The organism is Bacteroides sp. 90-K9/2, from assembly GCF_047310725.1.
Lineage (GTDB): Bacteria > Bacteroidota > Bacteroidia > Bacteroidales > Bacteroidaceae > Bacteroides > Bacteroides vicugnae.
Genome location: NZ_JBCGVL010000004.1, coordinates 161,273 through 187,171, shown reverse-complemented (window position 1 = coordinate 187,171; position 25,899 = coordinate 161,273). Strand labels below are relative to the sequence as shown.

At 41.0% G+C, this 25,899-nt stretch carries 12 protein-coding genes and 1 pseudogene; all 13 read right to left on the bottom strand.

Annotated features, from left to right (window positions below; genetic code table 11):
- Positions 1-9 precede the first annotated feature (9 nt).
- Positions 10-1,926, bottom strand: coding sequence for a sialate O-acetylesterase (locus AAHJ11_RS11910; RefSeq protein ID WP_258979322.1), 1,917 nt, complete (start codon positions 1,924-1,926; stop codon positions 10-12).
- A gap of 33 nt (positions 1,927-1,959) precedes the next feature.
- A pseudogene (locus AAHJ11_RS11905) lies at positions 1,960-3,262 on the bottom strand (cellulase family glycosylhydrolase); the annotation flags it as partial.
- A gap of 127 nt (positions 3,263-3,389) precedes the next feature.
- Entirely contained in the window at positions 3,390-5,588 is a 2,199-nt protein-coding gene (locus tag AAHJ11_RS11900) for an endo-1,4-beta-xylanase (RefSeq protein WP_258979319.1), read from the bottom strand.
- A gap of 18 nt (positions 5,589-5,606) precedes the next feature.
- Positions 5,607-6,665 (bottom strand): DUF5627 domain-containing protein, encoded by a 1,059-nt coding sequence (locus AAHJ11_RS11895; RefSeq protein WP_143867439.1) that lies wholly within the window; start codon positions 6,663-6,665, stop codon positions 5,607-5,609.
- 26 nt (positions 6,666-6,691) lie between these two features.
- A complete protein-coding gene (locus AAHJ11_RS11890) occupies positions 6,692-8,479 on the bottom strand; it encodes a RagB/SusD family nutrient uptake outer membrane protein (RefSeq protein WP_297284752.1) in 1,788 nt (595 codons plus the stop codon).
- A gap of 33 nt (positions 8,480-8,512) precedes the next feature.
- Positions 8,513-11,347 (bottom strand): SusC/RagA family TonB-linked outer membrane protein, encoded by a 2,835-nt coding sequence (locus AAHJ11_RS11885; protein ID WP_259011329.1) that lies wholly within the window; start codon positions 11,345-11,347, stop codon positions 8,513-8,515.
- A 42-nt stretch (positions 11,348-11,389) separates the two neighbouring features.
- Positions 11,390-13,390, bottom strand: coding sequence for a RagB/SusD family nutrient uptake outer membrane protein (locus AAHJ11_RS11880; RefSeq protein WP_148364032.1), 2,001 nt, complete (start codon positions 13,388-13,390; stop codon positions 11,390-11,392).
- A 10-nt stretch (positions 13,391-13,400) separates the two neighbouring features.
- Complete coding sequence (locus AAHJ11_RS11875; protein ID WP_259011327.1) at positions 13,401-16,550, bottom strand: SusC/RagA family TonB-linked outer membrane protein; 3,150 nt, start codon at positions 16,548-16,550, stop codon at positions 13,401-13,403.
- A gap of 119 nt (positions 16,551-16,669) precedes the next feature.
- The gene (locus AAHJ11_RS11870; protein WP_320974540.1) at positions 16,670-18,403 is read right to left on the bottom strand and encodes a glycoside hydrolase family 43 protein; all 1,734 of its coding nucleotides are present in this window, start codon (positions 18,401-18,403) and stop codon (positions 16,670-16,672) included.
- A 180-nt stretch (positions 18,404-18,583) separates the two neighbouring features.
- The gene (locus AAHJ11_RS11865) at positions 18,584-20,167 is read right to left on the bottom strand and encodes a glycoside hydrolase 43 family protein (RefSeq protein ID WP_259011325.1); all 1,584 of its coding nucleotides are present in this window, start codon (positions 20,165-20,167) and stop codon (positions 18,584-18,586) included.
- Between the two features lie 50 nt (positions 20,168-20,217).
- Complete coding sequence (locus AAHJ11_RS11860; protein ID WP_217721821.1) at positions 20,218-21,546, bottom strand: glycoside hydrolase family 43 protein; 1,329 nt, start codon at positions 21,544-21,546, stop codon at positions 20,218-20,220.
- A gap of 17 nt (positions 21,547-21,563) precedes the next feature.
- Positions 21,564-23,504: a glycoside hydrolase family 97 protein gene (locus tag AAHJ11_RS11855; protein ID WP_258981907.1), complete on the bottom strand. Its 1,941-nt coding sequence runs from the start codon at positions 23,502-23,504 to the stop codon at positions 21,564-21,566.
- A 67-nt stretch (positions 23,505-23,571) separates the two neighbouring features.
- A complete protein-coding gene (locus AAHJ11_RS11850) occupies positions 23,572-25,299 on the bottom strand; it encodes a glycoside hydrolase family 43 protein (protein WP_258979308.1) in 1,728 nt (575 codons plus the stop codon).
- Positions 25,300-25,899: the final 600 nt, after the last annotated feature.

The window sequence follows — 25,899 nt, the reverse complement described above, 5'->3', positions numbered from 1 at the left end:
TCGTATTATTTAATGTTTAAACAGATTTGGAAGAAACTCTTTCAGGCAACGTCTCCAAGTCAACCATTCATGTCCCGTACCTTTCGATTCATAATAATCCACTTTGATTCCCAATTCACGGAGTGATTCTACCATTTTCTTTGTTCCCATTTGTTCTTCCGTACCACAACCAAGAAAGAAATAATTCACTCTTTTATTGAATCCGTCCGCATCAGAAAATACTCCGTTAAAACAAGTTTTCATGTCCAGTCCGAAAATTGCTCCGCTAAAACTCCCTATATAAGAGAACTTGTCAAGGTGGGGCAGTGTAGTATTGAAAGTCTGGTGTCCTCCCCACGACAATCCTGCCATTGCACGATGTTCGTGGTCGGTCTTGGTGCGGAACGTACGGTCTATCATAGGTATCAAGTCTTTCAGGATAACATCATAAAAAGTTGCGCCATACAGAGCCCGCTCTTCGTTTATATCCTTTCCGGGACGCGGCCGGAACGGAGCTTCCACATCTCCGCTATCCATCACTACCAACATCGGCACACACTTGCCAGATGCAATCAAATTATCCATAATGTGATTCATACGTCCTTGTGTGCCCCAGCCGGTTTCATCTTCTCCCATACCATGCTGCAAATATAGTACCGGATAACGCTTCTTCGGATGAGTTTCATACTCTGCCGGCGTATATACCATACACCGACGAAACTCTTTTTGTGTTTCCGAATAATACGTACAGGAACGAACTTGTCCGTGAGGTACTTGTTGAGGACGATAATACTCCCCCTCTTCACCTTCAGAGATTTCGATACCACTTGCCACACGGCAACAACCGAAGAACGTATAACTGGAAGGATCTGTTACCGACACTCCGTCTGCTATCAGGAAATAATAATGGAATCCTACAGGTAGAGGGTCGGTCGTTACCGTCCAGAGTCCTCCGGTATCTTTCCACATATCATACTTCTTTCCGCAACAATCCACTTGTAGCTTGCTAGCCTGCGGAGCATAGAAACGAAAATGAGCACGCCCCTCTTTATCCACCCGAGGATAGTCATATCCCAGAATATTAGTGGACGCCGGTTGGGTAGTAATCCCGGAGTTTGGTTCTTTCTCTAACAAAAGGAGTCGTTTCTCGGCATACCGCACTCCCAATTTTCTGTATCCTTCTGCCGTGAAATGCAAATTATCTTCTGCGGCAGGACAGCCTGAAGAAGGAATCACGTACGCATTCTGAATCACCTGTGGCAGCGTATTGATTATCTCATTCATGCTTGCACATCTGCCATTCTGGTCGGCATGCACTACTTCTCCCGCCAGTAAGGGAACATCCTTTGCCTGAAGATTCAAATCCCTCAACAGATTCTCATAGACTCTCTTTACTTTTTGAGGCCACTCTTTATCACCGGTATTAGACTCGCCTTGATGCAACAAAATACCTTTAATCACCCCAGCTTTCTGTGCTTCTACAGCCAATTCCTTTAGTCTACGATAAGGATTATTACCGTATGCTTTCACGGTAATTCTCAGCCATTCCGGTTGAGAGGCAATATGTTCTTCGCAATTCTCCTCATCAAACAGTTCAATCCTGCAACCACCTACAGCTACATTGATAACACCTACCTTAATATTATCAGGCAACCTTTTCACCAACGTACGCCCGAAATAATCGGTCGGTGTTAACCCTGTATGGCAACGTACTAACGGAGGAATAGCCTTATACCACTGTCCTTTGACACGTCCCAAAGACGGACAGTCAACAGCCGCCATCATCAGAAAACGTTCATTGACATTGCACGTATCCTGCGCTTCAATCTTTGCATTCCCTTCCATATTGGATTGTCCTAAACAAAGGTAAATATGGAAATTAGGGTCTTGTGCAAAGGCAAATATGCTTGCACATAACATACAGCTCAATAAAATAATATTTTTCATTTTGTAACAAAATTGATATTATTATTCATCCATTTCAGCATACTCTTTAAACCAGTGATAAATAGCCCACGGGCACGCTTCCGGGTCATTCAAAAAAGTATAGTTTCCCGGTTCACCCGCTACATCCCTAAAAGCAGCCAGTTCATGAGACTTTGTAGTAAAGAACAGCCAGGAAACATTGCCGGATTGATCGGCTATGTATTTGAAATTAGCTCCAAAACCTCCGCCTTTCGCCACTCCCGTAATACTTTTCCCCCATGTTGCATCATATTTCTTCGGTGCCCAGTCTATCTCAGTGAGCAAAACTAGCTACCGGACCTACTTGCTTGTCCCAACCACGTTGGAAAGGTTCATATCCCCCTCCTATAGAGGATCCATTTCCTTCACCACTGTCCTGTTCGGCATCACTTCCATACCAGCCCGGATAACAGTGTACGGCAAAACCTATATTTTCTCCTTCTATACGATGGTCTTTATAGCCACTATACTGAGATTGCCAGCCCAATCCGGGTACCCAAATGATATTGTTACAAGCATTTCCACGTATTTTATCAACAATCGCCTGAAAATACTTTTGCATATTAATGAAGCAAGCATCACCGTCTCCTCCATATATACCGTCTGCACCTTTTATATGAACGGGTTCATTAGCCAACTCGAACATAATCCCAGGATTATTCTTCACAACAGCATTCTGCGATACAATGTCCCACACTTTCAGTAGAAACTCCTGATAAGAATCTCCCAACTCTATACCTAGATACCTGTTATCTTCAGTATCACCTGCATGTGGACAAACTCCCGGCGGGCGCATCACCACATACATCCCTTTAGAAATAAAATATTCCGCCATCGGGACAAACAACTCTTTCAGGTACTTCTTGAAACGTGTTTCCGAAAAACGTTCATGTTCTTCATAACGTACATAAGGCAGCGTAGTATCATCACTCCAATAAGGATCCATATGCAGACGTACAAAGTTAAATTTCCATCCGGCAGCCAGTATTTTATCCACCATACTTTTGTTATAGCTAAGGCAACTGCTTACATCATAATTACTCCATGCGTTGTTATTAAAATAGGGACTATAGGTCTGCGTAAATCCATGCAAGTTGACAATTTTCCCTTGTTCATTTTTCAGATAACGTCCCTCTACATGTAAAGAAACAACCAGTTTCGGAGAATCAGGATCATCATCCGATTTATCACCACCGGTATCATCACCGACTGTTGTTTCTTCTGTTTTCTTTTCATTTTCCTCTTGCGAAATTTCATCCTTGCCACAAGCAGAAAACAGCAGACAAGACAAAGTTAATATACCTATTATTCTTTTCATAATTTCATCAATCTATTTAATTACATCTATTTAAAATAATAGCGGAGCTCTATCGAGAGACTCCGCTATCCGGACGAGCGTGCCTAATCTAAATCAGCATAAACTACATGATAGTTCTCTATCTCATTTATTTACTGGCAGTACCATTTTTCAAACCTTCAAGGAAACCAACATAGACAGGTTTGCGATTGTAATTCAAATCCCACAGACCAATTGGTTGTCCTTTTCTCCAGAAGGAGTTTTCAGAAGGGCTGTCTGTCGGACTCCAATGAGTGATGCCATATTGCTGTGCCACTGGAATAATCTCAAAGTATTTCTCAATAATAAACTGATAGAAATCAGACATATTCTGCTGCATTTCGTCTGTCAGATTCTCTGTCAGTATCGTTTCACCGGTTGCATCGACAATCCCCATATCCAATTCTGTGATCTTTATGAGCTTACTGGTAGAAGCTAACAGGGTAAACATATTGATAATGGCGTTTTCCTTACTAGCCTGAGTAGCAGGATTCATATAGTAAGACACATGCATTTGAGTACCGATACCGTCCACCTTTGTTTCCCCGTCAGACTCCCAACGTTCGATCCAATGTATCAAGCTCTTTAACTTCTTATTCTGATCCCAGTCGGATTCCAGATTATAGTCGTTAATAAAAAGCTTCAACTCATCAGGATTACCACCGAACTCCGCAAAATACTTACGCGCAAACTTAATCGGAATACGGGCGTAATCATCACCCAAATAATCCTGCCAATAGAAGTTCTCACCGGAGACACCATTATCATCTGTTTGAGAAGCTGACTGAAGATCGTAATAGCCATCCCCATCCGAATCTTTTCCGGAAATAGGTTCATTCACGACATCCCATGCCTTAACATAACCACCGCAAGATTCCAACATACCTTTAATCCAACGCTCCAATTCGTTCGTTAGGATTTCTTCTTTCTCTTCCGGAGTCAGAGGAATCGTATTACCCGATTTCTGCCAATATATAGACAAATCATCAATATAGATGGTACCGACATACTTCCCATAATTAAAAAGAATACGAGTAGCCGCATCTCCCGTGCAGTTGGTAAATACAGTAACCTCTTCCCATTCTGTTGTAATTGGTATAGAAGGGAAGTCACCACGCCCGGCAAATCCGTCCGGTTTTTGAAAGGCCGCCCCAATACTACCTGCTACACTGCCTTTAATCTTCATCTTTAAGAAATAGGTAGTCCCTTCTGTCAAAGGAGCTGAAAAATCATAGCCAGCCTGTGCTTCCCAAGGATTTACTTCCGACGAATTTGTCATTTGATGTACTCCGTCAATCACCTGCCGAGTCGAATTATTTCCCCACCCCATCATAGCTGTTCCACTTGAAAAGTCATCCTCTAATATATATACATTAGTTAACACGGATCCACTTTCCTGAACCTCCTCTATACCATAGGTAAAATCAATCCAACTCGCTTTGCTCCATCGGGACAAATCTTTGCTTTCTTCGAAAGTAGAGTTTATAATCAAATTTCTATCAGAGCCCGCGGCAGTCAATGTTAAATCATCAAAATACAAATCACCGCCAAACAAACCGAAACAGAATCGTAACCTATCTATATCAGCAGAAGGCGTAAACGTGAATGTGTTAGTTGACCATTGCTCACCCGCTGAAAAAGTCCCTGCACCATATTGAGTGTCAGATCCATCTTTCTTCCCGGGCCAGAACGGAAAGGTTATAGCCGAAGAAGCCTTCATCCGCACACTTATGGTATATTCTTGATTTGCTATTAATGATTCATCTAAATCATAATACAATTCCCAATCCCATACATTCGCTTGAGGCTTCGAGGTTTTTATATGAAGTGCGATTTCTGAACTTCCAGGAACCGGTTCCGGTTCTTTATCAGCAATCAGCCCATTCAAATAAGCATTTTGCTGCTGTGAATGCCAACAGAGCGTATGCCCGTAAATACTGATTCCCGTTTCTTTAGCAGTTTTCACAAACTTCTTGACTGTACCGAAATCCATATTTCCTTTGGCATCTACACAGGAGCTATATTTCATGGCATTACCAGCCGTCACGTCGTCATAGTTATTGACAGTCAAAGTATAAACCAAATCTTGCTTCAAGAAGTCACTCACCGTGACTCCCGTTCCCAACTTGAAGTCGGGATGGGAGATACGATCAATATATGTTTTCAAATCACCATATTCGTTCAAGTACTCATACTTTTTCAGACTCTCCGGTTTCTCCGTCTTGTAGTCCGCAAAAAGCGCATCCGCACAAGATACAGTTATTCCGACAACCATAGCAAGCAGTAAAATTCTATTATAGTATTTCATATTCTTCTAGTTTAACGATTAATTCTTCACATAGACCGGCGTAAAATCTTCTCTTGCCACACCACGACTATGCGCAACCAATGTATCTTCTGTTTCAAACTTTAATCCATTACTGAAATCCACAGTATACTTCAAATAAATGGCATCACGATCTTTATTGCCCCAACTATTCTTCTCACCGTCTTGAACAAACTTACCTGTACCAGTAGCCGTAACGCCGTCCAACCCGGAAACCACACATTCATCGCCATTAAAAGCCAGCAGTAACTTATAACTGATATTACGCGGATTGTCCGTTGTCCCCAAATTGGTAGTAACTGTAAGAATGGTTTCAGTCAAGGATTTTGTTACAGTCTGACATATTTCATCATCTTCTACATACTCGTTATGACGATCATTCTCGGTAGTTGTCCCGTTTTCTGTCACTTTGTCCACGCCATGACGCAGATACTTACCAGTCCATTTATTGATGTATTTCACACAATAAAGTACATAATCCTGTGGTTGCACCAACCACACTGACGAATTACATCTGACGGCTTCTGCTCCTTCGGACAAAGTACCATTCAAAATACGGTCAGCATTAGTCACACCTGTCATTACCAAAGGTATGACATAGGTAGCGGTCAGCGCTTCGGGATCAGCAAAGAAAGCATCAGTAAATGAGACTTCCACACCATCCATCAATACATTCTTCAGAGTGATCTTATCATCGGATAATGTATAGTAATTGGAAGGCATAGCTTTTACCGGCACATTCTCAGATGTAGAAGTGTACGAGTAATAAAGGTTATCACACAATGTATTGTCTACTTCAATATCTATCGTGATATCCTTCTTATTAGCATAAACACCGCCCATAGTAGCATTAATCTTACATTTATGAGCGTTGTCCAACGTCGTATCATACTCATCTTCACCCATAACCAACGTTCTCACCGGATACTGGGTTGCAAAATAGACTGAAGTGCCGCCCTCATAATCAGGAAATTCATTATCTTGATTTTCACAGGATGTCATCGTCCATGAAACAAAAACTCCAACTGACATGGCAAATATTAATTTAATTAATTTCATATGCTTCATTATTTATTATTTTACAATTATTTCCAACCGGCATTCTGTTCCAGATTGCTCCACTTCATTACTTCAGCAAAAGGTATTGGCCCGTAAATCATATACTCCTCATACTTTCTTTTCTCTACCGTAAGCGGAGAGTAGCTCATTATAGAACCGCTCTTGCTTATTTCCACCCCAAGAGCAGTTTCATTCAGTTTGGTCAAATCAACATTCCAGCGACGTAAATCCCAGAAACGGAAATTCTCAAAACAAAGTTCGATACGGCGTTCATTACGGATTAGTTCACGCATCTTGTCTTTATTATCCTTTATGCTCTCCAAATAAGCATCTCCATTATCCAGACCTAAACCGGCACGCGTACGAATGGCTTTGATTACATCATAAGCACTAAAAAGATGTCCATGATTATTCTGTGGTCCCCAAGCCTCATTAGCCGCCTCCGCATAAATCAGAAACATCTCTGTATAACGGATACGTGCCGTATAATGCTTCTTCTTTGTATTATACTGTGAATTAGGGTTACACTCTTTACGCAATAGTTTCCGCAAGTAATAACCTGTACGAGTAGACTTTCCGCTTTCCTTATTCACAACGTCCGTATTCGTACCGTAAGTCCCTGTAATAATTTCCGTATCACTAGGACCTTGCTTGCTACCATTGTAAACGATGTATTTTGCCAAACGCGGATCACGGTTATCATACGGGTTTTCTGCATTGTAATTGCCTGATGTTTCAGAAATAGGGTAACCATTCGCCATAGGAAAGGCATCCACCAGATTCTGGGTAGGATTGACACGACCGTTTCCGTAAAGTGATGGAGGAAAGTTAGCTGTTTCCAATGTATTATTATCATCTGTACTACTACGCCAGATAACCTCGGCGGGACTGCCGCCCGTTCCATAATCTTTATCCGCAAGTGTATACCACTCCAATCCATCTGCATCCAGCCCGCAGCCGCCGCCACCGTTAGCTTTCTCTATAATTTCAGCAGCATAATCGGCAGCTTGTTCCCAAGTCATTCCCGACCCGCTTTGAAATGCCGGACTGGCAGCTAACAGAGCCGTTTGTGCACGGACTGCCAATGCAATCCGTCCGCTCATCAACCCTCTATATTCTTCACCACAAACACGCCGATAATCACTCGCATTCGTCACACCGATGTTTCTATATTTTTCCGGTATCTCACTATCTGCAAATTTCTTATAATCGAGCGGCAATAATTCGATAGCCTTACCGGCATCTTCCATTATTTGCTTCACGCAATCGGAATAAGTGGCACGAGCATGATTAAAATCCGCATCCGGTCCTTCTGATTTCAAAATAATAGGTACTCCCATCAATGTGCCGTCCGCAATCTTACCACCATGTGCACGTAACAAATAATACATATGCAGTGCACGCAACCCATAAGCCTCTCCTTTCAAACGATCAAGAAACATAGTAGAGATACGTTCGTCTTTCGCCCATTCTACCTTATCCACATTCTCTAAAAAAAGATTGATATACAGGATAGCGTTGAAACGATTCTGCCATTGGGAAACCGGATTATTATTGGCAGTCCAGGAACCTGTAGCCATTCGCAGATAGTTACTGGAAATCTCATTAGTCACAGCATCATCCGTAGCCAAGTCACTTGTAGGTGAAGTTTCGTAAGGGAGTATAATATAAGCGTTCGCAAGTATACCCTGCGCATAGCTCGGCTCTTTATGCATAGCTTCAAGATCTCTGTTGTTCTCCAGTGCCGGTTCAAACAAATCGTCACAAGCAGTCAGCAGAGGTAAGAAAGCCAATAATTTGAATATATTTTTCATAATTTCGTTCTTTAATTATTGAAATAATCTGTATTAGAAAGTTGCAGTCACACCTAAATTATAGAAGCGGCATTGCGGGCCGGAGCCAACATTCAATTCCAGCGCCTTGCGTTCCTTGGATATTGTGAGTAAATCAGAACCGCTGATATATGCGGATACTCCATGAACAAAACTATTCTTAAACCACTTGGAAGGTAGATCATACGTGACCTGTACTTTTGCCAGACGGAAAGCATCCGTCTTATACATCCAGAAGTCGGAAGAATAAAAGTTATTAGTTCCACTTTCTGTAGTCAAACGCGGATAAGTAGCTGTTGCTGCCGTTTCCGGAGTCCAACGCCCCCGGACTACTGCCGAGTATTTATCTTCACCGGATATCCAATAATAAGACTCGTTGTTTTTCATGGCATGTCCGCCAAACTCACCTGTACCCAATACAAAGAAAGTTAATCCTTTCCATTTAGCAGTCAAGTTTATACCCAACGCCAAGGGAGCTCCATACCAACCGCCACGAGCCAGATAAACCTGATCTTTATCATCAATTATACCGTCATTATTCTGATCTACATATTTCAAATCACCCGGTCTTATTGTACCGCCAAGACGCTGTTCAGGAGAATCTATGATGTCCTGCTCATCCTTGAAGAATCCGATGCACTGTAATCCCCAAATACCGTCAACAGCATATCCTTTACGGTATTGGTATTTATCCTGATGCAATTCATCCCGCTTGGTAGCTTTCGTTGTATAGTAAGTTCCGGTAACGCCCGCTGTAAAATCAACCTTACCGAAACGTTTGTTGTAGTTTACGTTGAAATCAAATCCCATGCGACGGTCATTATCGTAGTTGATGTACGGACGAAACGAAGCGGTCGGGTAATAAGTGAAGAAATACTCCGGATACTGAGTAGTAGAAGTCACGATTTTACCTTCGATTGAATTAACAAAGAAAGATGCATCCGCTGTTATCATCCGGTTCCATAAAGAAGTTTTCAGATTAACAGAAAGCTCTTTACGCTTGATAAAGCTCAAGTCTTCATTCGCCCCTTGTTTAGAGTTAGTAGAGTGTAGTGATACACTCTCGCGCCATCCCCACCATGCACCGTCCGATTGGTTGTAATAACCATCATACATATAATAGTTGTCAATTCCCAAATCCGTATTCAAGATACTGCCAGACACACTCAACATCAGTTCGTCCACTACCGGAGATTTTTCCAGAAAGCTCTCGTTGGATAATCTCCAGCCCAATGTCAAAGAAGGTGAGAAAGCATTACGATGTCCCGGAGCCAACTTTGCAGAATGTATAACAGCCCCACCAAAATCGGCATAATATTTATTGCGGAAGTTATATCCCAACTGCATGCCCAAATTTACATTGCTTGTCTTATGATATTCTCCTGAATAACTTTGTTGATAACCGGAGGCTATTAACATGGCAGCCAAATGATGATCATCATTAAAAGTGTTCTCGTAATCGAACTGACCGGAGAATAAAACAGTCTGGTTATCCGAACTGCCGCTGATATTCTGCACACCAGACTTCTTATCCTCATTGTATTTTGTCAAACCGACAATAATATCTTTCCCCCCATTATTAGACCAGGTAGGAGCATATGTGGCATAGCTGTTATTATAAGAAGTGATATAAGCAGTAGAGTAATCTACAGAAAACCGAGTATGAAAAGAGAGTCCTTTCAACACCTTGTCCAAACCAATGTTCACTCCCGCATCAAACTGGAACGAACGATCTGTTGCTTTGCTATAACCTGAAGCATAATAATCGCCAAATACATTTGTCATATCAGATTGTGTTCCTGCCAAAAAGTATTTTCCATCAACTATATTATTGCTATTCGCCACCAAATCCCATGCACTGGCTGCATTTGCATCAATATAGCTCAACGGAATCAACGGAGAAATACGATTGGGACGCAATGCAGATGCCGCACTCCAATAATAAGAGCCATTGGCACTACGACGTGAATAGAAAGATACTTTAGCATTCACATAAGCTGTAATAAAGTCATTCAATGTCAAATCTACGTTACCGCGAATATTTAAACCATTGGTCCCATTATGCTTCGCTTCACCGATTTTGAAAACGTCATTGGAACGAAGATAATTTATATTCGTATAAAAATGGGCACGATGATTGCCACCCGAAATTTCGGCTGTAACATCCGAACGATTATATGCCTTCTTGATATAGTCCGACGAATACATATTCACATTAGCATAACGATAAGGATTCTCACCGGATCCATAATGGTAAATATCTTCCGCGCTATAGAGAGTACCGAGCCCGTCATTGGCACGTGCTTCATTATAAAGAGTCATGTATTCGGCCGAACCTAAATATTCGGGGTAACTCTTTGCGACATAAAACCCTGTATTAGCACGTACATCTACTTGAAGGTCCGTACTCTTACCTCTTTTGGTTGTAATCATAATTACTCCTTTAGCCGCACGACTACCATAGAGCACCACAGCTTGCGCACCTTTCAAAAAGGTTATTTGGCTGATTTCCGTAGGAGAAATATAATCAATATTGCGAGGTACCCCGTCCACCAATATCAGCTTTTCATCCATTCCCCACAATGAGTTTCCATTGTAACCACCGACATATCCCTGCATATCGGTCAAGCTCCATGTATTGTAATTTTTCTTCGTCAATTCCTCTACATTTACTACTGAGACACCTCCTAATAAATTGCTCTGAGAAACCTTTCGGAAAGCTACCTGCACCAACGAATCGTTTTGCAGCGAACTTGCATTATCCCCTGCCAACTCTTGTGCACCGGTAGAAATAACAACCGGAAAAACAAGCACTGCACTGAGAATGAATCTTCTATATATATGTTTCATTGTTTATTCATTTATAATTATACATTCAGTAACCATAAGGAATTACCATCCCGGATTCTGCGGGAATTCAGCATACAGATACACGTCATTATCCAATAAGGGGAACCAGTAATGCTTCGTTCCAAATACCCGTTTCAAAATAGTCACCTCACGGAAGTTTCTCACTTCTGCCTCTGCCGGATCATTATTCTTATAAAAGTCTTCATTCTCTACACGTTCGAATTCTTGTGAAGTCTTAATAATATAGGGTTCTTCGGTCAGCAGCAACCAACGCTGCAAATCGTTAAAGCGGAAACCTTCGAAAGACAACTCGACAGCACGTTCACGACGAACTTCATCCATAAATTTCCGGGAATTGGAAATATATTCCGGACAAAGAGTACCTTTTTCATCACCCGGCTCTCCTCCACCAACAGGGCCTACTCCCGCACGTTTACGCAAAGTATTGATCGCATCTTCGGCCGTTTTACCAAAATTCGTAGATTTACCTGCAGCACCATCTACTGCCGCACAAGCCTCAGCGTACATCAGATAAATATCCGCCAAACGCATGTAAGGTAAGTATGTATGCAGGTTACCTGACCAATTATAGAGCCCATCATATTTATTAGCCTGATGCGGTACTAATTTCTGGATGAAATAGCCGGTACGGCTGGCATTGGCCACGGCTCTCATAGCTCCACCCGTATACAGGGTGCAATAGCGCAAGAATTCCTTGTCTGCTTCAGGAATAGCTGCATTGACATAATGGAATCCGTCAAAAACTATGTCATGATAAAAACGGGCATCACGATTTCTAAATGGAAAATTCTTTCTAAAACCGGATTTTGTTTCATCTTCACTCAATGGCAAACCGTTCTCCATACCATACAAATTCACATAGTTGGCGGTAGGCTGGTGAATGATATTATCATGTTCAACCAAACCATAAATTTTAGGTCCCCACAATTTGGTCATATTCCAGTTACTACCGTTGAAGTCTTCGGACGGACCACGGAAAATAGCTTCTGTAGTACCCGGCATTTTCCAGTTCTGACCAGTAGTATAGAATATTTCAGAATAACTATCAGAAGCAGATGCCGATTTGGTATGATTGTAAATATCACTATAATCAAACTGCGCCAATGCATATTGCGTCTGCCCGCTTTCGACAAGTGTCAGTAACTCTCCGAATGCCTCTGCAGCTTTTTTTGCATATTCTGTATTGTAATTGTAAGTATTGCTTCCACCTAGCTGCGCACCATGCTCCATCAAAGGACTGGCAGCCCAAAGATAATTCTTGCCCAGATAGCCTAATGCCATAATCTTGTTGATACGCAAATCATTCTTACCCGCGGTTTGTTTGCCAACAGTTGTGTTATCCCAATTAATAGGAAGCAAATCCGCTGCCATACGGAAATCGGCTGCCGCTTTATCCGCACATTCCTGATAACTCAGACGTGGCAAAGACATTTTCTCTGTAGCAGATAAGACTGTATCAATATAGGGCAATCCGCCAAAATATTGCATCATTTCAAAGTGCCACCATGCACGGAAAAAATAAAGTTGACCGGCAATCAGGTTTTTCTCCTCATCCGTAGCTTCCGTTAACCTTTCTAGATTAGCGATGCCAATGTTAGCCTTACGTATACAATACCATGCATGTGGCCACAGTGAATGTTTAAACTTAGCATTGCCGTCACTGTTCGGATGATAAGTAGCCGTAGGATCACTGCCGGTACGATAGAGCCAGCATTGATTATTGGTAGACCATGCACGGAAGTTACCCAAATCGACCTGATGCGTCATGTGGCTGTCACCTTCCGGGTTGAATATTTCATCATCTCCCCAGTTCCAGGAAGTAGTATAATTGTTCTTCTCCTTATCAGGAATACAGTTGTATATTTCCTCGATAAACCCCTGAAAATTCCTAAAGTTCTTAAATGCTTCTTCTTCAGACACGGTAGAGTCAGCTTCCTTGTCCAGATAGTCCTCACAAGATGAAAATCCCAACGAGAAGAGCAATAAGCTACCGCATAAAAGAGTTCTATATATTTTTCTCATAGTACTTTGATTATAATGTAAATTTAACACCTAAGTTGAAACGTTTCACCGTAGGATACGCCCCTTGATTGCCCGAACCTGCATAATTCGATTCACGGTCGTCCGGCATCTTAGACCATACCCATAAGTTGTTTCCATTTAAGTAAATCTTCAAATTTTTCACCCCGAGTTTTCGCACCCATCCATCTGTAAAGGTATAGGCTATCTCTGCATTTTTCAGACGAATGTAAGAACCGTCATAATAGTATTGCGTACCATTACTGTAACCGCTCACCTTTGACAACCAGCGCGGAGTTACAACATCGGCCGCATCGCCAGCCTCAGACCACCAACTACCCTGGTCGTACACCGTATTCATCTGACTGCCGAAACTGGTCAACTGAACGACACGAGTCACATTATTTACACCATAGAACTGTACAAAAGCGCTGAATCCCTTCCACTCAAAGCCAAGAGTAGCATTATATGTGTTCTGTGGAGTATCAGAGTAACCGTAAGGAGCTTGGTCCTTGCTGTCGACTACGCCATCACCATTGAAATCGACGATATAATAGTCTCCGGGAAGACGTTGTGAATTGTTTGTATCATGCTGCGGGCTACCAATCACATCGTCATAAGAATTCAAATATCCATTATCAATATATGCCTTATTCTGACCAATGGCATAACCAGCCACCTTTTGATACCCAGCCAACAATGGAGCATCGTCTTTTTCAAGTATCTTATTTTCCGCATGGGTCATGCTCATATTAGCCCAAACGCGCATCCTATTGGAAAATGTCTTGTTGATACGAAGTTCCAACTCATAACCTTTGGTTCTAACCTTACCTAAGTTAGCGGTAACTGCTGTAGTACCAAAATAAGAAGGAATAGCCCGATCGCTTCCACCCACCAGAATATCAGTACGTTTATCACGAAAGACTTCCACGCTACCTGCAAACAAGCCATCCAAAAACGAGTAATCAATACCAAAATTCAATTTCTTTACTTTCTCCCAATGCACATCAGAATTACCTACTGCTGATTCACGATACCAAGTATATGGGCTTTCACCACGATCTACATCCAAAGACGAGGTTCCGCCGTAAGCCCATTGGTTCATATACAACCAACGTGTTTTTACATTATCATCACCAATTTCACCGTAAGAAGCACGAATTTTCAACATATCCAAAATTCTGCGTTCTTTCAAGAATTTCATAAACGGTTCTTCACTAACCATCCATCCGATAGCACCGGAATTAAAAAACGCAAAACGATTTTCTTTGCTGAACTTCTCGGAACCATTATAAGCACCATTATATTCAATAAAATACCGATCCGACCAATTATAAGTAGTACGGAATGCCCAGTCTTCACGATAGTGAGGAATTTCACTTCCTGTAGCCGTTTCCTGACGACTGAACAATCCCATAAGGGTAACATTATGCTTTCCAAAACTACGGGCCCAATTTAATTGTGCCTGATAATTAAGATTACGCTGTGTCGCCCAATTCTTGACTTCACCACCTTCCGTATTCCACATTACACCCTGCATAAAATCAAAACCAGTATTGTTGTCATACGACTTTTTATAACTGACCTCACCTGTATCCGGATTAATCCATTTATGTTGTGCGTCGTTATATAGGTCATTGATACCGCGCTTCCATTCTACAAAAGTATTATCCCAAGAAACCATAGCTCTTGCACTCAATCCTTTCGTTATAAAGCTCAAATCCTGCTCCAATGCAAAGTCAGTTGTTATCTGTGTAGTAGTGGTAGTCATCGTACCTCCCAATGACACATTTTCTGCAGAGTTGGTAACATTCGAGATATTCGGATAATATCCCCACGAACCATCCGAATATTTCGGAAGGAATACATCCGGAGCAATATTATACGCCCCCGCCCACTGCTGGGCAATCGACCAGTCGGCCGAACTATCATAATTGGAATTATTATAAGGAGTTTTCTTGTATCCATTAGAGCCTGCTACATTAACCTTAAAAACAGTACTCTTGGTTATCTGGAAATCCAGATTACTACGTACATTAATTCTGTCATACCCATAACCGGAATTATAATCACGCCCATTATCAAATACATCGAACAAGTCTCCCTCATGCACATAATCGACAGAAGCGAAATATTTTACAAATCGAGTACCACCGCTGACATTCACATTTGCATTGTAGGACATCGCATAGTCTTTGAACAATACATCCTGCCAGTCCACATTCGGATAGCGTTCCGCTTCTTCCAAATTTGCCGGATTACGATACTTATTAATTATTGCCTGCGGCTTTATGTACGACCATGAATCCGGATACAAGCTCAACTCATGCTCAATAGCCATATTACGCGCCATCAAAGCATCATAAGAATCCAACTTGTTAGGAAGTTTAGAAGGTATCTTCATCGTGGCATTGGCTGCAATGTTTATTTGGGCAGCTCCCTCAGTTCCGCGTTTGGTCGTTACTAAAATGACACCATTTGCACCTTTCACACCATAAACAGCAGTTGCAGAAGCATCCTTCAAGACAGAAATAGATTGTACAGAAGCAATATCCACACTGCTCATCGGACGTTCTATGCCATCCACCAGTACCAACGGGTCACTATTATTCCATGAACTAGTCCCACGTATTGTGATTTTCGGTTCTTCCTCACCCGGCATACCGGAGCTTTGAGTCGTTATAACCCCCGGCAGGTTACCGGTTAACGCCGCACCAATATCAGAAATGCCAGCCGCCCGTTCCAATACTTTTCCAGTGGTCTGCGTGATAGCACCTACCACACTCGCTTTCTTCTGTTGTCCGTAACCTACAACTACGACTTCTTCCAGTTGTTTAGTATCATCTTCCAACACCACTTTAATAAGACCTTTGGAAACCACTTTTACTTCCTGTGGCTTCATTCCTACATACGAAACAATAAGGGTAGACTTCTCATTGGGTACGGTCAATACAAAATTTCCATCTATATCTGAAATCGTACCTATTGAATTATTACCCTTTAAAACTACTGAGGCCCCAATAATCGTCTCACCATTACTGTCAAGAACTGTTCCCCTCACCGTCATTTCTTTTTGTGCTTGTGCTGTTACAAAACTAAACAACATAAGGAGAAACAAGTAAGGAATCTTTTGAATTTTCTTCGTTACATTTTTCATTACCATTAGTTTAAGATGTTAATTAACCACATTGTTTTCTAATCATCATTCTTTTTTTAATTGCACTAGCCGTCATTATAAATACCACTCATAGTTACTAGTATTAGATTTATATAAAAAAATAATTATTTGCAAGTAGCGTATAATCCGATTGTAGTACCAGTAAATCCACCAGCCGTTGTAGTAGAGAGATAACTGGAATCTACATCTTTACAAAGCAGTTTCCAGCTTTTTTCACCATCAATAGAATAATAGAAATCGTAACCAATTCCTTGAGATACTAATTTCAAATATACTTCATTTGTATTTGCGTCTATTTCATCTGAAGCCAATGTCTGTTCCTTTTCACCAATTTGTTTCAGAGAAATATTTTTATTCTCACCCACTTTATTCAAGCAGAAGAAATATTGATGCGTCTCATCTTTAAACAACAGCATTCCTGCCATTTCCTTGTCGTCAGAAGGATTGAACAACATACGGGTAGCACATTCAAATTTATGATGTTGCAACCGACGGCAGACAAATGCCGGAGTCTTCTTCTCCGTAGCGCTAATATCTGCACACTTCAAGGTCAAATATCCGGGTGTTTCCGACAAAGAATATAGATCGGATGCAGAAGTTCTTAAAGTCATCCATGGCATATCAAGTACAGGAGAATCAAAGTTCTCTATTAACTCGAAATTACCATAAGTAACTGTCGTATCGCGTTTCGCACCTTCACGTTTTACAATCATAGGTACTAAATCATCGCCTTGTGTCATGTACGGGAATCCGTCTTCACTCCATTTCACCGGCATCATAAATGTTTCACGTCCCAAATTCTCAAACTGATTATTAATAGGGCGACAAGCCAGAAAAACAGCCCACCAATCTCCCTCTTTTGTTTGAATCAAGTCTGCATGACCAGCACAGGTTACCGAATTAGGACGGTCAGAATTCAAATGTCTTTGCGTCAGAATCGGATTGTTTTTCCATGGAAGAAATTTACCCATCGGAGAATCACCACGGAAAATCACTTCCGAATGCCAGTTCCCCGTTCCACCTTCGGCGGACATCAAGAAATACTTTCCATTTATTTTATATAAATGAGGGCCTTCTATCCAAATTGGTTTATCTGCCGGTTGAGCTCCTTTGTTTACAAGAATTTTACGGGGACCGATCGTCTTATCCGCCTTCACATCAAACTCTTGTATGCGTATAGTACGGTGTCCGCTATATTCAGGTTTATTATCCGGAGCCTCATCATTATTAACAATATATGCCTTACCATCTTCATCAAAAAAGAAAGAAGGATCAATACCTCCGACCTCCGGCAACATGACGGGTTCCGACCATTCACCAAACGGGTCTTGCGTCTTAACAAAGAAATTCCCGGCTCCGACATTGGTTGTTACCATATAATATGTCTTGTTATACGGATTATAAGAAATAGCCGGAGCAAAAATACCGCCACTCACTTTCTGTCCTTCCATCTTCACTAATTGCGAAGCGCGATTCAACACATGTCCTATCTGTTTCCAATTCACCAAATCCTTGCTGTGAAAAATAGGAACACCGGGAAAATAGGTGAATGTAGATGTTACCAGGAAATAATCACCTTCTCCATTTGTGCAAACACTAGGATCGGAATACCATCCTGGCAAAATAGGATTATAAAAATAATCTTCACCTGACAGAGGATTGGAAATATAAAAATCATCATTTCCTTTGTAGGAAAAATAATCAAAGAGAGCCACAAATTTTCCAATAGTCGGTAATTGTTGTTCTTTCTTTGAGTTACATGACATCATTGTTATCCCTAACATAAATATGGAGAGCCAAACGATTGACATTGATTGCATAACCTGTGTATTCTTCATAATACTTCTTATTTTCTTTATAATCAAATATGAATTACTGATCTTTTCTGCAAAGATATCCCAGCTCATAAAACTACAGACATAATTATGTTACGGGCTTCTTTTCCAAAATAACATCTTCATTTTCAATGTTACATCTATCTTTTCCCTTGTAGCACAGTAAAACAATCACACTGATTATCAATGTATTACATTTCTATTTTTTTTATAATGAAAGAAATCAATATCCACATATCCACCTTTCGTTTTCGTAGCATAATTGAATATGGCAAACTTTGTTCCCATAAAAAACTTGGTAAAATCAAACTTCATTTTGAAATCCTGTCCGACCTTTATCCATTTGCGATTATCCAAACTATAATAGAAAGTAGCCAAATCACGATGCTGACTAAAATCGCAGTCAATACGCAGATAAATCATATTCTGATCCAAGCCTATCCGCTCTTCCTCAACAGCGTCAACTTTCAGAATCGCTTTGTCAGAATCATTCAATTCTACAACATTCGTACTCATTGTGAGATATTTCTTATTTCCATCCATTATTATAGACAATAACCCCGAATCCCCGTTAAATGCACTAAATCCGGCGACATCCCCATCTTTCATGTGGGATATATCCATAGAAATAGTTCCACTACACGCAGGTCCTTCCATACGCTGTGTGATGGTATTGGGAGCAGCATACAAATTATCGACTATCCGATCCGTCTTAAGCCGCAAGTAACCGGGACGTTCACTCAAGGACCAGAAATCGTTCATCGGATTATGGTTCCACTGCCAGTTAAGCTTTAACTTGGAGACATCAAAATCATCACTTACCACCAAAGGGATTTCCGGATAGCCTTGAATCGGCTTCTCCATCACCAAAGGTACATGTCCATTTTCATCCCCCAGCATCGGCCAACCGTCTACCCAACGACATGGCATCAAGGTAGGAACACGTCCCACTCCGTTACGGTCTTGAAATATCATGCCATACCAACGACCGTCCGGTGTATCAACAATATTCCCTTGTCCCACTCCTCCATACGTATCAAAAGCATCTTCTAAAATCACGTTCTTTTTATATGGCCCGGTTATATTATCAGCACGATAACATACCTCTCTGCGGATGCCATTTCTCGGCCATGAAATCATCAACAAATAATACTTTCCATTATGTTTTATCACCTGGCTTCCCTCCAACAGTCCATTCTCCGTCTCGTCACGTTCGAAGATTTTCATATTGACACCATTGGGTTGCACTCCTGAAAGATCACTCTTTAGTTCAACAAGAGAGCCTGTCCCGTAAAAAATATACACTTTACCATCATCATCGAAGAAAAGAGATGCATCATGAAAATGCGGTGTACGAGATACCAACTCCCACTTACCGCCCGGGTCAGTTGTCGAATAAATATATCCTTTGTGCGGCTTGTCATTAGGGGAAAAGAATACATAAAACTTACCATTATGATAACGAATCGATGACGCCCATTGTCCCCGTCCATAGACAGTACCGTCTTTCAGGTCATAATTCGGAGTATCCGTCAGTTTATCAAATACATAACCTACAATTTCCCAATTTACAAGATCTTTTGATTTCATGACAGGCGCTCCGGGCATCAGATGCATTGTAGTACTGATCATATAAAAATCATCACCTACCCTAATCACAGACATATCAGGAACGTCCGCATAAATAACCGGATTACGAAATGTATCACTTGCATATCCCATTATCCCGGATAGTAGTAACAAAAACAAAACAAACAGTTTTCTCATGACCATATTCTTGATATATAAAATTAAAAAACAATTGCTGTGTATTGGAACTATTTAAATTCCCAATAATCCAAATTGAAAAGTTTCTTCCCTTTCTCTCCCTTAAAACAAAAATAAAGATCATGCACCCTTTTGGCATTCTTTATCTTGCATGACATCAGTTTATAGATATCCATTCCTCCTGTAGAAGATATGCTGATATTACCAACTATCTGTCCGTCAACACCGTCCAAACGAATCTCAATATTTCCTCCTTTTTCAATGCAGGCAGCGCTGACACTAAACTTCTTCGCCCCTTTTGCTCCAAAATCAACACCTCGCACACACAAGTATTCATCATTGTCAATATCTGTCACATATAAACCTCCATTCTCTAAATTCCCGGTCTTCAGCCCATACCCCCAAGCCATCGTTTCAGCCTCCACTCTGCGATAAGGATTAAAGGTCCCGATTTGCTCCAGTTTTGTATCCTGCCAATAGGGGACTTCCTGAATTGTCCCATCCGGATTATAATGCATTTTTGCAACAGATACCGAACGCCGCTCTTTATGATCGAAAGTCTCCAGATGAAGCAAATCATAATTTAGGCCAAACACATACGAGTCCCCCTTATAATCAATAATTCCGGGGTGATTGCCTCTGGTTCTTTCCGTAGGACGCATGATATATCCTTCTGTAACCCATGGACCGGTAGCCTTGTCACTCATGGCATAGCCAATACCTTCCGGGCAACAAGTTGAAGCAAAAGCCATATAATAATGTCCGTTCCGCTTATACGTCCAAGGTCCTTCCTGATAATGTTCCGGCTTATCAGCCAGTTTTACGATTTCTCCCGAATAAGAAACCATATCCTCATTCAGTTTCACGTAATAGACATTTGGATTGCCCCAATACATATAGGCTTGCCCGTCATCATCAATAAATACGGTAGGGTCGATATCATCCCAATGCTCTTTTTGCCATACTAACGGTTTATTCAAAGGGTCTTTGAAAGGACCGTAAGGAGAGTCGGATACCAATACGCCGATACCATTACCGTGAATCGGGCAATACATATAAAATTTACCATTACGTTCGATGACTTGCTCTGCCCAGGCACCGTTATCACGCTTCACCCAATTGAAACTCTTCAAGGAAGCGACTGCACCATGATCCGTCCAGTTTACCATGTCTGTAGAAGTATAAAGCAGCCAGTCCAGCATTTTGAAACCTTCGGCATCATCCTCATCATGAGTGGTATAAAGAAAAACGGTATCATTATATACCATTGGAGCCGGATCAGCGGTATATTTTGTCTGGATAATAGGATTTTGTGCCGTTCCCGAAACAGCCATCATAACCAACAGGAGTGATACACCCCAAAAATTCAAGTTTTTCATATTCTATCAGTTTAAAGTTATTGGGTTATTAATATTCCACCATTGCAAGGAATGGCCAATTGCAATTCTTGTTTCTTACCTATTTCTATTTGTTTTACGCTACCCTGCAATGCCTTATCATCACCATACAGTCTCACCTTTTCTCCATTGGAGAACATCGGCAAATTAATTTTAAGTTTCAGTGTTTCCTTCTGCGCATTTACTCCGGCAATATACCATTTGTCTCCATGACGACGGGCAAGAATAACGTATTTGCCAGGATAACCATCAATGAAACGTACCTCATCCCAAGTCGTTGGGACCTCTTTCATAAAATCAATTGCCCACGCAGGAGCATCAGTCAGATTATTCGGTGCCAAAGCGAAATGTTGTACCGGACTTTGAAATAAAACCGCCGTAGCCAATGCAAAGACATCTGATGTCACCCGTCGACTTCCTCGTGGAGCATTATCCGCATTGTAATATTTGTTCAATGCACTACCTCCGAAATCCATGCTACCTACCGTGTTACGGATAAACGGATGCAGGGTGGCATTAAAAGCCTCATGATCACAGCTACCTTGAGAGAAATGAAGATTTTCACTAGCCAACACAGCTTCACTCGATGCGTAGTTAGGAAACATATGTTCCCAACCACGAGGCAAAGTACATCCATGAAAAATAACCAGAAGGCCGTACTCGTTTGCATCCGCCAAGATATCCTCATACAACTGCATAGTCATTTGCTTGTCACCTCCGAAAAAGTCAACTTTTATTCCGCGGATACCAATGCTTTGCATCCATTTCATCTCCTTACGTCTGGCTATCGCATTATCCATAATACCTCTCGGAGTTTGCGGAGCATCATTCCAATACCCATTCGAATTATACCACAAATAAAGAGCTACCCCTTTGTCCTTCCCATATTTAGCCAATTCTTCAATTTTATCACGCCCAATTTGTTTATCCCACAAGGCATCGACCAACACAGATTGATACCCCATCGCTGCCGAGAAATCAATATACCGGAGTTGCTCTTTGTAATTAGTACTTCCATCCATACCGATAATCCAGCTCCATGAACCCCGGCCATACGTATACTCTCCTTTTGCCGGATAAAGCGGTTTTACAACATCAAAAGGAACGGTCGTCTCCACTATGGGAGCCAAAGTCTTACCTAAAGTAATAGTACGCCAAGGCGTCTCGCCCGGTAATGCTATCCCCGGAGAAACCGTACCATTCCCATTCGCTTCACCTTCTTGCGGAAATCCAATGGTATATACTCCTCCTTTTTGTCCCAACAGACGGCTCGCACAATATCCGCCATTTACTCCCGTTTCGGAAACAAGCACCCAACCGTTATCTCCATTACGGAACAGACAGGGAAATGTATATCCTTCTCCCCAGCCATTTTTCCCTGCGACATCATCTGCTGTATAAGACGTCTCATAACTTGGAGAAGTACGGGCAAATCCCCCCATCGGTTTACTTTGCGGACAAAGGAAAGTGGTGGTTCCGTCAGGAAACGCAAATCCTGTGGCTTCCTTCCTAATCACGCAATTTAGTGTCTCACCTTGCGGATACATCTTATATTTAAAAGCAACATCATTATTACTTATGCGGAATATAACATCATAAACTGTTTTCCCTTGTTGTGTAAACAAAAATACAGCTTCATTCGCCACATAATGAACCTTGCTCTGTTTAATAGAAGGTAGCTCATAGGTTTCATCTATTTCGTTTATTAAAACATTTTTCTCTAGCGACATCCCCGATGAAAAATCTCCGATATTTGCAACAATCCCCAATGGAGATGGCTCTAAAAAGAGAACATTGTCATAACTGACAGAATAAGAGGGTCTCCCATCTCTATCCGAAACTGTTACCACCAGCTTCCCATCAGGACTTGCTATCTGTTTATCTTCTGCACTCGCAACGCTACTAACCAATAACATAGCCATTGCTATAAAAAATTTCATCATATTTCTATTTTTTAGATTCTTCAAAGGATGTATTTTCATAATTACAGAATGATAAGGTTTCTAATTAATTACCAACAGATGTTGCATACAGGCCGATCATTGCTCCTGTAAAGCCACCAGCCACATTAGTAGAAAGAATATCACCGGAAACGGTTCCTCCTAAATTTATAAAACTTTTGCCATCAGTCGAATAATTAAAACGATAATCATCTCCATTGGCTGTTACTTGCAGTGTCACAGGTTTCTCTATCTCTATCTTCACCTCGCCTAGAACACTTGTTTGCCCTTTTTCGGTTCTTTGCAGTATCAGATAATAGTCTTTTTCTTTTTTAGTAATACCGAAAACGTAGTGATATCTTTCATTCTGATAACATGTTACACCGGCAAAATCTTTCTCATTTTTCGGTTTGTACTCCATTGTCGCTGCCGCTGTAAATTGATTATGCTGCTGGCGGTAGAACAAGGTAGAAGTAGGTTTCACTTCATTGATATTTGTGGTAAAAGGAATGATTCGTAAACCTTTACCGGTGATATCCACGAATTCCTCACGAGGACCTCTAAGACCGATCCATCTAAAATCCAATGTCTTATCGGAGAAATCATCCTTAAAGACAAAGTTACCACTAGGCAAATAACCATTTTGCCCTGTTTGGTTCTCTACTCCTGAAGGCATCTTCAATGTAGGTTTCATAGGAATAAGCCCATTCTCAAAAACAGGAAATGTTCCGCTCCAGTCCACCGAAAGAATAAAAGTTTCACGTCCGGTATTCACTCTATTCTTCTCATTGGGACGTATCCCCAAAAATACACCATAATATTTTCCATCCGGTCCCTCCACTAAGTCTGCATGACCAGCCCAGTCTACTTTATTCACCCGGTTTGCAGGAAAATAACGCTGGGTGAGAATCGGATTGTTACTTGCCGGAAGATAAGGTCCTTTCGGATAATCACTTACAAAAATCACTTCACTATGCCAGCCTCCGGTTCCACCTTCCGCACACATCAAATAGTAACGTCCATCTTTCTTATAGATATGAGGAGCTTCAATCCATATTGGCTTTTCTTCTATATTGACGCCACCATTGACAATGATCCGGTCCGATCCCGGAACCACTTTATCATTCTCCACATCATAATCCCATATTTTTATGACACGGTGTCCTGAGTAACATTCATTTGCTTTAGCAGGAGCATCATTATGCACCACGTATGCCTTGCCATTATCATCAAAGAAAAGAGAAGGATCAATGCCTTCAAATTGAAGTTTGACCGGATCACTCCAACCATTCTCCGGATTCTTTGTCTTTACCACCATATTTCCAAAGCCTCCGGAAAATTGAGTGGTTATCATATAAAACGTATCATTATTGGGATTATATCTTATAGCAGGAGCATATACACCAGCACTAATACCACAATCTTCAACCTTTAATTGTGACGTTCTGTCCAGCACATGACCGATTTGTTTCCAGTTGACCAGATCATTAGAATGGAAAATAGGTACCCCGGGAAACATGGCAAAAGATGAGCACACCAAATAATAATCATTCCCTTTCCGCGTTATACTCGGATCGGGATAGCAACCCTGCAAAATAGGATTATAGAACTCACCCGGCTTTAAAGGATTGTTTTGATAAATAGCATCCTCCCCCTGATAAATAAATTGCGTAAAGACAGGAGCATTTTTCGTTATTTTACCCTTGCCACTCACCTCCATATTAAAAAACAGCATAATAAATACGACAAGGCCCACGGATTGACAGCCCGACAAAATCAATTTTAATGTTCTCATATTATCACTTTTTATTTTCTATAATTTCCTGTTCCATAGTAGTGATGGCAAATGTATTGATTTGATTTCATCGTATCTGAATAATCACGATACAGGCTTCTATATAGAGGTTACATTTATCACAGACATGTAACATTCTTCTTTCTTGGTGTTACACAAGCATTTAAATCCATAAAATGGTAAGAGAAATGTTACATTGAAAAGACAACTAGGGACAGTTGTCCATGGAATGAGAAGATTTCACGATAAGTATTAATAGAAAGAATCTAATCTATTAATAATAAACTTGTTCACTATTAAGGGGAAACTTCTGTAGATCAGTATACAAACTTACTCTTCCCTAATTACAATCTATAATTGCAAGCTTTGATTATAAAATCAGAACTTGCAATTATAAAAATGCAAGCTTCATTTATAAAAACAAAACTTGCGTTTATAGTTTATAATAGGCGCAAAACAACTTTACCGGTAACTAAAAACATGTTTGTCGGTAATGAAGAGAAACTTTTCTATTAATGGTTTGCGTACAGTATTCCTATATTTCTCATTGGATAGAGAAGCGAAGTAGAACATTTAGTATGAGAAATACCTTGATATGCC

Coding starts and splice junctions, on each gene's coding strand:
- AAHJ11_RS11910 (WP_258979322.1), bottom strand. CDS start 1,926: ATGAAAAATATTATTTTATTGAGCTGTATGTTATGTGCAAGCATATTT.
- AAHJ11_RS11900 (WP_258979319.1), bottom strand. CDS start 5,588: ATGAAATACTATAATAGAATTTTACTGCTTGCTATGGTTGTCGGAATA.
- AAHJ11_RS11895 (WP_143867439.1), bottom strand. CDS start 6,665: ATGAAATTAATTAAATTAATATTTGCCATGTCAGTTGGAGTTTTTGTT.
- AAHJ11_RS11890 (WP_297284752.1), bottom strand. CDS start 8,479: ATGAAAAATATATTCAAATTATTGGCTTTCTTACCTCTGCTGACTGCT.
- AAHJ11_RS11885 (WP_259011329.1), bottom strand. CDS start 11,347: ATGAAACATATATATAGAAGATTCATTCTCAGTGCAGTGCTTGTTTTT.
- AAHJ11_RS11880 (WP_148364032.1), bottom strand. CDS start 13,390: ATGAGAAAAATATATAGAACTCTTTTATGCGGTAGCTTATTGCTCTTC.
- AAHJ11_RS11875 (WP_259011327.1), bottom strand. CDS start 16,550: ATGGTAATGAAAAATGTAACGAAGAAAATTCAAAAGATTCCTTACTTG.
- AAHJ11_RS11870 (WP_320974540.1), bottom strand. CDS start 18,403: ATGAAGAATACACAGGTTATGCAATCAATGTCAATCGTTTGGCTCTCC.
- AAHJ11_RS11865 (WP_259011325.1), bottom strand. CDS start 20,167: ATGAGAAAACTGTTTGTTTTGTTTTTGTTACTACTATCCGGGATAATG.
- AAHJ11_RS11860 (WP_217721821.1), bottom strand. CDS start 21,546: ATGAAAAACTTGAATTTTTGGGGTGTATCACTCCTGTTGGTTATGATG.
- AAHJ11_RS11855 (WP_258981907.1), bottom strand. CDS start 23,504: ATGAAATTTTTTATAGCAATGGCTATGTTATTGGTTAGTAGCGTTGCG.
- AAHJ11_RS11850 (WP_258979308.1), bottom strand. CDS start 25,299: ATGAGAACATTAAAATTGATTTTGTCGGGCTGTCAATCCGTGGGCCTT.